The organism is Flavonifractor sp. (assembly GCF_019422385.1).
Taxonomy (GTDB): domain Bacteria; phylum Bacillota; class Clostridia; order Oscillospirales; family Oscillospiraceae; genus Flavonifractor; species Flavonifractor avistercoris.
The window spans coordinates 43,019-51,139 of the sequence record NZ_JAHZDL010000007.1; the positions used below are offsets into that span (position 1 = coordinate 43,019).

The 8,121-nt window shown below is 65.0% G+C and carries 10 protein-coding genes; 4 read left to right on the forward strand and 6 right to left on the reverse strand.

The genetic code is table 11. The features are described 5' to 3' along the window. Window positions 1-15: 15 nt before the first annotated feature. From QZ378_RS02095 to QZ378_RS02110, 4 genes are all read right to left on the reverse strand, one after another. Window positions 16-294, reverse strand: a complete 279-nt coding sequence (locus tag QZ378_RS02095; protein WP_087240053.1) for a hypothetical protein — start codon at window positions 292-294, stop codon at window positions 16-18. Continuing rightward, the gene (locus tag QZ378_RS12960) at window positions 284-1,135 is read right to left on the reverse strand and encodes a YlcI/YnfO family protein (RefSeq protein WP_366935114.1); all 852 of its coding nucleotides are present in this window, start codon (window positions 1,133-1,135) and stop codon (window positions 284-286) included. The genes QZ378_RS02095 and QZ378_RS12960 overlap by 11 nt, the downstream gene beginning before the upstream one ends. A 95-nt stretch (window positions 1,136-1,230) precedes the next feature. Continuing rightward, complete coding sequence (locus tag QZ378_RS02105) at window positions 1,231-2,040, reverse strand: putative RNA methyltransferase (RefSeq protein WP_291257150.1); 810 nt, start codon at window positions 2,038-2,040, stop codon at window positions 1,231-1,233. After that, window positions 2,037-2,615, reverse strand: a complete 579-nt coding sequence (locus QZ378_RS02110; protein ID WP_291257151.1) for a DNA-3-methyladenine glycosylase I — start codon at window positions 2,613-2,615, stop codon at window positions 2,037-2,039. Before QZ378_RS02110 ends, QZ378_RS02105 begins: the two co-directional genes overlap by 4 nt. 152 nt (window positions 2,616-2,767) lie before the next feature. On the opposite strand from QZ378_RS02110, the gene QZ378_RS02115 reads away from it, so the two are divergent. Further along, window positions 2,768-4,363, forward strand: a complete 1,596-nt coding sequence (locus tag QZ378_RS02115) for an ATP-binding cassette domain-containing protein (protein WP_291257152.1) — start codon at window positions 2,768-2,770, stop codon at window positions 4,361-4,363. 51 nt (window positions 4,364-4,414) lie between these two features. Here the strand turns inward: QZ378_RS02115 and QZ378_RS02120 are convergent, their stop codons facing one another. Continuing rightward, complete coding sequence (locus QZ378_RS02120) at window positions 4,415-5,752, reverse strand: MATE family efflux transporter (RefSeq protein WP_291257153.1); 1,338 nt, start codon at window positions 5,750-5,752, stop codon at window positions 4,415-4,417. Between the two features lie 145 nt (window positions 5,753-5,897). On the opposite strand from QZ378_RS02120, the gene QZ378_RS02125 reads away from it, so the two are divergent. Continuing rightward, window positions 5,898-6,356, forward strand: coding sequence for an Lrp/AsnC family transcriptional regulator (locus QZ378_RS02125; protein WP_087240039.1), 459 nt, complete (start codon window positions 5,898-5,900; stop codon window positions 6,354-6,356). A gap of 61 nt (window positions 6,357-6,417) precedes the next feature. On the opposite strand, the gene QZ378_RS02130 is transcribed toward QZ378_RS02125, so the two are convergent. Further along, window positions 6,418-6,726 (reverse strand): zinc-ribbon domain-containing protein, encoded by a 309-nt coding sequence (locus QZ378_RS02130; protein ID WP_291257154.1) that lies wholly within the window; start codon window positions 6,724-6,726, stop codon window positions 6,418-6,420. Window positions 6,727-6,985: 259 nt separating this feature from the next. Here QZ378_RS02130 and QZ378_RS02135 point away from each other — a divergent pair, with 259 nt between their 5' ends. Both QZ378_RS02135 and QZ378_RS02140 read left to right on the forward strand, forming a co-directional pair. Then, entirely contained in the window at window positions 6,986-7,819 is an 834-nt protein-coding gene (locus tag QZ378_RS02135) for a hypothetical protein (RefSeq protein WP_291257155.1), read from the forward strand. Continuing rightward, window positions 7,809-8,121: class I tRNA ligase family protein (locus QZ378_RS02140; protein WP_291257156.1), on the forward strand; the 313-nt coding region annotated here is incomplete at its 3' end. The genes QZ378_RS02135 and QZ378_RS02140, both read left to right, overlap by 11 nt.

Consider the following 8,121-nt stretch of genomic DNA (forward strand, 5'->3'; position numbering starts at 1 on the left):
TTCCGGAGGCGGAGATCAGCCCCCGTGCTCTTCGCTCCACACGTCCAGGGCCTCCCGGGTGCCATGGAGCATCCCCCGGTAGAAGTAATACCGGCACTGGCGGCGGACATGCTGGCGGTAGCAGCTCAGATATTGATCCAGGAAAAAGCTGCCCTCCGACTCCAGCCAGTGCAGAAGGGCCTCCATGTTCCGCTCCATCTCCATCATGCACTTGAAGTCCTCTTGGGTGTAAGCTCCCTTGCCCTCCCCATAGGGCGGGCAGTTTTCAAAGGCGGTTTCCCAGTCAGCTCTCATCTTCGCCGTCCTCCTCCCGCATACTCTCCAGCGCCACCCGGGTGGCCTCTATCACAAACCGGGAAAAGGTCACGTTGGTGCCCTGGATCGCCTCATCCACCTGCTGGATAATCTCATTTGGAAAACGGATGTTTTTCGGGGTTGTCTCTGGAACCGAAGGCAGTTGAAACTTTCTTGCCATACAAATCACCAAGTTTAATGTATGGCAAATTGTGGCGTTTGTAAGCACCACACATTGTGGGACATTTTGTGTGACACGGGACGTTGTAGGGCGCGGCATCCTTGACGCGCCGCCTGTAGGGGCGGATATCATCCGCCCGCCCCATGGAGGCACCGGCCTCCGGCGGCCCCACTTTCTTTCCAAAGAAAGTGGGGGGAAAGAAAGGGCAGGGCGGGGGATTTCGATTTCCCCCGCCCTGCACCCACCCCTTAAAACGACCAATAGGGGGGAGCTGCGGCTCCCCCCTATTGGATGTACCCCCCAAGCTGTCCTACAGGTAACGTTCCGGCGGCGGCCCGGCGGGCCAAGCCGGTACAGCGCAGCTGCTCTCAAGGCTTGCAGGGTAACCCCGATGCGTGCCACCCGAGGCGCGGCAGCGCCTGTAACGTGACTGTCTATAAAACGGGCGGCGATGCGCGGTTGGTCTTTGCAAACCAGACACAGCGCACCGCCGCCATGAGCCCCCGTATTGGGGGGTCCAGGGTGGGCGAAGCCCCCCGGCCCTTCTTTCCCCCCATTTCTTCGGGAAGAAATGGGGGCGCCCGCCGCGCAGGCCCGCCCCGTAGGGGGCACCACGGCGTGGGAACGGGGGAACCCGTCATCCGTCTGGCCTTCGGTCATCCACCTTCCCCCCAGCGGGGGAACGCTTCGGGCGGATGATATCCGCCCCTACGGGCCCGGCAGACGGCGCACTCGCGGTGGAGACGCTGGGGCAGTCAGATTTTCTGGAACACGTGAATGCGGAACTGGGCCCGCACACGCAGGCCGTCCAGGGCGGCCAGCCGCTCCGCCCCCGCCTTGGGCGTCTTCCAGTAGTAGGGGGTCATCTGGAACAGGTCGCGGAGATCCTCCCCGGCCACGTCCATCACGGTCTCCACCGGGACGACCCTTTCATAGGAGAACCCCTCGTAGGGGATGTTCTCCTCCTTGTTGGGGTAGGGGCTGTCGTAGAGCACCTGCTTCAGCTCCCACAGGTGCCCGGCCCCCGGCACCACATAGAGGAAGGCGCCGCCGGGGCGGAGCACCCGCCGGAACTCCTCCAGCGCCAGGGGAGAGAAGCAGTTGAGCAGCAGGCCAACCGAGGCATCCGCCAGAGGCAGGTGGTACACCGAGGCCACGGCGAACTCCGCCCCGGGCACCCGGCGGGCGGCCAGGCGCACCGACGGCTTGGACAGGTCGATCCCCGCCAGCCGGGGGCGGTTCAGGGCCTCCCACAGCCCGGCGGTGTAGTACCCCTCGCCGCAGCCGGAGTCCAGCACCCCCTCCTCCGGCCCGGCGCAGGCCCGGGCCAGCCCGCACAGGGCGTCCCGCAGGGGGGCGTAGTAGCCCCCGGACAGGAAGCGGCTCCGGGCGGAAGCCATGCCTTTGTCGTCGCCGGGGTTTTTGGCGTGCTTCCGGTTGGCGGGCAGCAGGTGGACGTACCCCTCCCGGGCGATGTCGAAGCTGTGGCCGCTGGGGCAGGCGTAGGCCCGCTCCCCCCGCTCCAGAGGGCCGCCGCAGTGGGGGCAGACGAACAGGCTGTTCATGGCATCTCCTCCTGTACCCGGTCGTGCCAGGGGCAGGTGACCAGGTGGTCGTTGATCAGCCCCGCCCCCTGGAGGTAGGAGTAGACGATCACCGGCCCCACAAAGCGGAAGCCCCGCTTTTTCAGATCGGCGCTCACCCGCCGGGACAGGTCGTCCTCCGCCGGCATATCCTCCGTCCGCTCCAGCCTGTGATCCACCGGCACGCCGTCCACCCAGTGCCACAGGTAGTCGGCAAAGCTGCCCCACTCCTCCTGCACCTGCAGAAAGGCCCGGGCGTTGGTGACGGCGCACCGGGCCTTGCTCCTGTTTTTGATGACCCCCGGCGCGGCCAGGGCGGCGGCGATCTCCGCCTCCCCCCAGTTCGCCAGCACCGCCGGGTCAAACCCGGCGAAGGCGGCGTTTAATGCCTGCCGCCGCTCCAGGATCAGCCGCCAGGTCAGCCCGGCCTGGAAGCCCTCCAGCTCCAGCAGCTCGAACAGGGCCTTGTCGTCCCGGCAGGGCCGGCACCACTCCTCGTCGTGGTAGGCGGCCTCGTGCTCCGACTTCGCCCAGGGGCAGCGTCTCGTCTCATCCACCGCTTTTTACCTCCTTGCGCTCCTTTTATGCAATCTATTACACCACAAAAGGGCGGTCTTGTCCATTTTTTCTCTAGCCCCCGCGGGGGATCTATGGTATAATGCGCTCCGCATGGTAATGTTCCGTTTTTATCAATCATAAGGAGTACGACATGATTACAGTTTCCGATCTGGGCCTGGCCTACAGCGGCCAGCCCCTCTTTTCCCACGTAGATCTCCAGTTTACCAAGGGCAACTGCTACGGCATCATCGGCGCCAACGGCGCGGGCAAGTCCACCTTCCTGAAGATCCTCTCCGGCCAGCTGGAGCCCACCTCCGGCGAGGTGTCCATCCTGCCCAAGACCCGCATGTCGGTGCTCAAGCAGGATCAGAACGCCTACAACGCCTACAACGTGATGGACACCGTCATCATGGGCAACCAGCGCCTGTATGACATCGGCAAGGAGAAGGACGCCCTCTACGAGAAGGAGGAGATGACGGAGGAGGACGGCATCCGGGCCTGCGAACTGGAGGAGGAGTTCGCCGAGCTGGGCGGCTGGGAGGCGGAGAGCGACGCCAGCCGCATCCTCCAGGGCCTGGGCGTGGGCACCGAGTACCACCAGAGCGCCATGGCCACCCTGGATCCCCGGCTGAAGGTGAAGGTGCTGCTGGCCCAGGCCCTGTTCGGCAATCCGGACATCCTGCTGCTGGACGAGCCCACCAACAACCTGGACATCAACGCCGTCAACTGGCTGGAGGACTTCCTGCTGGACTTTGAGGGCACCGTGATCGTGGTGAGCCACGACCGGCACTTCCTCAACACCATCTGCACCCACATCGTGGACATCGACTACAACAAGATCAAGATGTATGTGGGCAACTACGACTTCTGGTACGACGCCTCCCAGCTGATGCAGAACCTGATGAAGAACCAGAACAAGAAGAACGAGGAGAAGGCCCAGGAGCTGAAGGAGTTCATCTCCCGTTTCTCCGCCAACAAGTCCAAGTCCAAGCAGGCCACCGCCCGGCGCAAGCTGCTGGAGAAGATCACGCTGGAGGAGATCCCCGCCTCCTCCCGCCGCTACCCCTGGGTGGCCTTCTCCCCCGACCGGGAGGTGGGCAAGGACATCCTGTTCGTCACCGACGTCAGCAAGACCATCGACGGGGTGAAGGTGCTGGACAAGGTGAGCTTCATCGTGGGCCACGGGGACAAGATCGCCTTCGTGGGCGACAACGAGAACGCCCACACCGCCCTGTTCCAGATCCTCACCGGCGAGATGGAGCCCGACGAGGGCACCGTCAAGTGGGGCCAGACCGCCACCTTCTCCTACTTCCCCAAGGACAACACGAAATTCTTCCAGGACTGTGACGACAACCTGGTGGAGTGGCTGCGCCAGTGGTCTTCCGACCCCCACGAGGCCTATCTCCGGGGCTTTTTGGGCCGGATGCTCTTCTCCGGGGACGAGGTGTACAAGCCCGTGAAGGTGCTCTCCGGCGGCGAGAAGGTGCGGTGCATGCTCTCCCGCATGATGCTCTCCGGCGCCAACGTGCTGCTGCTGGATCAGCCCACCAACCACCTGGATCTGGAGTCCATCGCCGCCCTGAACAACGGCCTGGAGGCCGTCAAGTGCAACGTGCTGGTGGCCTCCCATGACCACCAGTTGATCCAGACCGTCTGTAACCGGGTGTTTGACTTCACCCCCGAGGGGCAGCTCATCGACCGGAAGATGACCTACGACGAGTATCTGGAGAGCCAGAGCGCCCAGTAATCCGAACCATACGGCACCGCCGGATCGCTTCTGCGATCCGGCGGTGCTGCGTTACAGGGCGGGCGCGGCCCTCTTCCGGCGGAGCCAGAACCCCAGCCCGATCAGATCCGCCAGGCCCCAGCCGATGGACACCGCCCACCAGATGCCCAGCAGGCCCACGGCGGGGATGGGGGAGAGGAGGTAGGCCAGGGCCACCCGGGTGCCCAGGGAGACGGCGGTGAGCACCACCGACACCCCCGGCCGCCCGGTCCCCCGGAACAGGCCGTAGAACAGGAACAGGATGCCGATGCCGCAGTAGCAGGCCCCCTCGATGCGCAGGTACTGCACGCCGATGGCGATGATCTCCGTCTCCTCCGGACTGACGAAGATGGTCATGAGGGGGGCGGCGAAGAGGCACACCAGGGCCGAGGCCGCCAGGCTGAACACCAGGGAGGTGGCCGCAGCGGCCCGCAGGCCCCGGCGCACCCGCTCCGGCTGCTCCGCCCCGGTGTTCTGGGCCACGAAGGTGGAGAAGGCGTTGCCGAAGTCCTGGACGGGGAGATAGGCGAAAGCGTCGATTTTCACCGCCGCGGCGAAGGCGGCCATGACATTGACCCCGAAGGAGTTCACCAGCCCCTGCACCATCAGGATGCCAAAGTTCATCACCGACTGCTGCACGCAGGTGAGCAGGGAGTAGTTGATGATGCGCCCCAGCTCCCCCCGCCGCACCGCGCAGTGGCGCTTTTCCAGGCGGAGGAAGGGCACCCGCCGCCAGCTGTACCACGCGATGCCCGCGGCGGAGGCCCCCTGGGCGATCACCGTGGCCCCGGCGGCGCCGGCCACCCCCCAGCCCAGGCCCAGCACAAACCAGAGATCCAGCGCGATGTTCACCGCCGTGGACACCCCCAGGAACACCAGCGGGGCCGCCGAGTTGCCCACCGAGCGCAGCAGGCAGGCAAAGTAGTTGTACACAAAGGTGAAGCAGATGCCCAGCAGCACCACCCGCAGGTAAGCGTGGGTCTGCTCCCAGGCCTCGGCCGGGGTCTGGAGCAGGGACATGACAGGCTCCAGCAGCGCCAGCACCCCGATGTTGAGGGCCACCGCCACCGCCCCGATGAACACAAAGGAGGCGAAGAGGCACCGCTTCAGCTCCTCCTCCCGCCCGGCGCCGTAGAGCATGGACCACAGGGCGCCGCTGCCCATGCACAGGCCCAGCAGCACCGAGGTGAGGAAGGTCATCAGGGTGAAGGCGAAGCCCACCGACGCCAGGGCGGCCGGGCCCAGAGCCCGGCCCACGATGAGAGTGTCGGCGATGTTGTAGCACTGCTGGAGCAGGTTGCCCGCGATCATGGGCGCGGCAAAGGCCAGCATGGGGCGGGTGATGCCGCCCCGGGTGAGATCCACCTGCACGGCCCTCTCTCCTTTCAAAACGCAAGTTATAAATTTCTTTTCGTAAGCATCATAGCAAATTTCTGCGGAAAATACAAGGGGACGCTTGCGTTTTTCTCCATACCGGGATAAGATACAGGCAGACTGTGACAGAGGAGGGGTCGGCGTGTTTCTCAGCGGCCTGGACGATACCGACCGGCGCATTGTGGAGCTGCTCATCCACAACGCCCGCATGTCCTACTCCGACCTGGGGGAGGCGGTGGGCCTGTCCCGGGTGGCGGTGAAGGCCCGCATCCGCGCCCTGGAGGAGCGGGGGGTCATCGAGGAGTACACCACCATCGTCAACCCCCAGCGCATCAGCGGGGCGGTGTCCTGCTACTTCGAGATTGAGGTGGAGCCCGCCTGGTTCCCCCGGGTGGTGGATACCCTGCGGGACAACGAGACGGTGACCCAGATCTACCAGGTGTCGGGCAACAACAAGCTCCACGTCCACGCCGTGGCGGCGGGGCAGGAGGAGCTGGAGGCCTTCCTGGACGGGGTGATCCACCGCCTGCCGGGGGTGACGGGCCTGAGCTGCAACATCATCCTCTCCCGCATCAAGGACATCAAGGGCCTGCGGCTGTGACACAGCGCGGCGGCGGGAAGAGTCCTCTTCCCGCCGCCGCACGGCATGACAAGATATATGTTTACAGCTCCCGGCCGCAGCCGCCGCAAAAGAGGGCGCGGGGCGCGTTTTTCCTCCCGCAGTCGGGGCAGTACCAGCTTCCGTCCGGGAGGGGAACCACCCTGGCCCGGGCCGCCGGGCCGGGCGCCGGCTCCGCGGTGAACAGGGGCGCCACGTTCACGTCCCGCCGCCCGACGCCGGCCAGCCAGCGGAGATCCAGAGAGTCCAGCAGGGGCGGCCTGGACTCCAGCCATGCCGCGCAGCCCTGGCAGTACCGCACCTCCGGGGCGTTCTCCGTCCCGCACTGTTTGCAGAAATTCCCATGCCTCATCTCTTCCGACCTCCCGCCGTGGGCGCTTCCCCGAGCCGCCCATTTCATACCATGCGCCGGCACTTTTACAGGTTCTACAAAGGCAGTTATAGCACAAAACAAAGATATGTCAATCCCCAAAGGGCTTTTTGCGGCTCCGGCTGCGGCCGGAGACACCGGCCACCTGCGGCGCTGAGAAATCCACAAAAATGGTGCACTTTTTGGCAAAGTGTGCTATACTATATTTTCGATATCACTTCAATCCGAAAGGACGCGGACTATGCGAAAAGAAATCCTGCTGCCCGCCGTGGCCGCCGCGGGCGGCGTGGTGGGCTTCGCCTTCCGCCGCTGGGAGCTGGCCACCGCCTTTGAGGCGGACACCGGCCTGCCCATCGACGGGGCCCCCGCCACCATGGCCCTCATTGTGCTGTCGGTGGTCATGGCCGTTGTGCTGGCCCTGCTATGCCGGGGCAAATACCCGGCCTTCACCGGCTATGACCAGGCCTTCCAGGCCAAGGGAAACACCGCCTACGCCACCGCCGGCATTCTCAGCGCCTTCCTGTTGCTGGCCGCGGCGGCCCTGCTGGTGTACGAGTTCTTCCAGGCCGGGCCCGACCGGGTGTACACCAACCTGCTGGTGGCCGCCCTGGCCCTGGCGGCCGGCTTCTGCGTGATGGGCACGGTGCAGAACAACTTCAAGGGCCTGGGCAGGGGGAAGCTCAACTTCACCCTGCTGCTGCCCGCCTACGCCTGCTGTGTGTGGCTCATCGCCGCCTACCAGGTGCGGGCCGGCGACCCGGTGCAGCTGGACTACGTGTTTGAGCTCTTCGCCATCATCGCCTCCCTGCTGGGGCTCTATTTCCACGCCGCCTTCGCCTTCACCAAGGGCCGCCCCTTCTGGGCGGTGTTCTTCGCCCTGCTGGGGATCTACTTCTCCATCACCACCCTGGCCGACGGGCATGAGCTGGGCTTCACCCTGCTCTACGCCTTCGCCATCGTCTACCTGGCGGTGTCGGCCATCACCCTGCTGTACAACGCCGGCCGGCCGGAGCTTCCGGCCCAGGCGGAAAACGATACCAATGACACGACGGAGGGAACGCCCGATGAACCCTGAGAAAAAGACCTTTTATATCACCACCCCCATCTACTACCCCTCGGACAAGCTGCACATCGGCCACACCTACTGCACCGTGGCTACCGACGCCATGGCCCGGTACAAGCGCCTCACCGGCTATGACGTGATGTTCCTCACCGGCACCGACGAGCACGGCCAGAAGATCGAGGACAAGGCCAGGGAGGCCGGCGTCTCCCCCAAGAAGTTTGTAGACCGCATCGTGGAGGGCCCCCAGGGGGTCAAGGATCTGTGGAAGCTGATGAACATCTCCAACGACCGGTTCATCCGCACCACCGACGACT

Bases quoted from the DNA above. Each gene is read 5' to 3' on its own strand.
- QZ378_RS02095 (WP_087240053.1), bottom strand. From the start codon at position 294: ATGAGAGCTGACTGGGAAACCGCCTTTGAAAACTGCCCGCCCTATGGG.
- QZ378_RS12960 (WP_366935114.1), bottom strand. From the start codon at position 1,135: ATGACCGAAGGCCAGACGGATGACGGGTTCCCCCGTTCCCACGCCGTG.
- QZ378_RS02105 (WP_291257150.1), bottom strand. From the start codon at position 2,040: ATGAACAGCCTGTTCGTCTGCCCCCACTGCGGCGGCCCTCTGGAGCGG.
- QZ378_RS02115 (WP_291257152.1), top strand. From the start codon at position 2,768: ATGATTACAGTTTCCGATCTGGGCCTGGCCTACAGCGGCCAGCCCCTC.
- QZ378_RS02130 (WP_291257154.1), bottom strand. From the start codon at position 6,726: ATGAGGCATGGGAATTTCTGCAAACAGTGCGGGACGGAGAACGCCCCG.
- QZ378_RS02135 (WP_291257155.1), top strand. From the start codon at position 6,986: ATGCGAAAAGAAATCCTGCTGCCCGCCGTGGCCGCCGCGGGCGGCGTG.